The organism is Streptomyces sp. CAI-85, assembly GCF_013363615.1.
Taxonomy (GTDB): domain Bacteria; phylum Actinomycetota; class Actinomycetes; order Streptomycetales; family Streptomycetaceae; genus Streptomyces; species Streptomyces antibioticus_B.
This window is the reverse complement of sequence record NZ_JAANNX010000236.1, coordinates 1-735: the sequence shown is the minus strand read 5'-3', so window position 1 is coordinate 735 and position 735 is coordinate 1. Positions and strand designations below refer to the sequence as shown.

General features: G+C 71.0%; 1 protein-coding gene and 1 pseudogene. Both read right to left on the bottom strand.

All coding sequences use genetic code 11. The features are described 5' to 3' along the window. A partial coding sequence (locus G6W55_RS38010; protein ID WP_375372512.1) for a tRNA (adenine-N1)-methyltransferase occupies positions 1-452 on the bottom strand: 452 nt, incomplete at its 3' end. A gap of 58 nt (positions 453-510) precedes the next feature. After that, positions 511-735 (bottom strand): annotated as a pseudogene (locus G6W55_RS38005) (peptidase); the annotation flags it as partial.

The window sequence follows — 735 nt, the reverse complement described above, 5'->3', positions numbered from 1 at the left end:
ACGTTCTGCTGGGCGATCTCGGCGAAGTCCTCGCGGCGCTCGTAGGAGTGCAGCATGCCCTGGTCGCCGATGGCGCGCAGCAGGAAGCTGCTGAGCGAGCCGGAGCCGACGCCGGCTTCGACGACGCGGGCGCCGGGGAAGATGTCGGCGAAGGCGAGGATCTGCCCCGCGTCCTTCGGGTAGACGACGGCTGCCCCGCGGGGCATGGACAGGACGTAGTCGGGGAGCAGGGGGCGCAGCGCGAGGTAGGCGACGTTCCCGGTGGTGCGGACCACGCTGCCCTCGGGAGCGCCGATCAGTTCGTCGTGCGGGAAGGAACCCTTGTGGGTGTGGAAGTTCTTCCCGGCTTCGAGCGTGAACGTGTAGTGGCGGCCCTTGGGGTCGGTGAGCTGAACCTGGTCCCCGACCTTGAAGGGCCCGCGCCTGCGGGCGGCACCGGTCGGTTCGGACATGTGACCAGCCTACCGGCGTTTGGCGGGGCCGCCGACCACGGTGGGGCGGGGGTGGTGCTCAGTTGGGGCGGGCCATGGCTTTGACGAAGGCGCGTTCCACGTCGGCGGCGGAGAGGACGCCGTAGATCTCGCCGGTCTCCTCGACGACGAGGTATTCGGTGGCGGGGGTGGCGCGCAGGACGTCGAGGAGGTCTTCGCCGGCGAGTTCGGCGGAGACGCGCATGCCGTCGGTGAGGTCCTGGGCGAGGCCGCTGACGGCGACCCAGGGGCGGCGGTGTTCGGG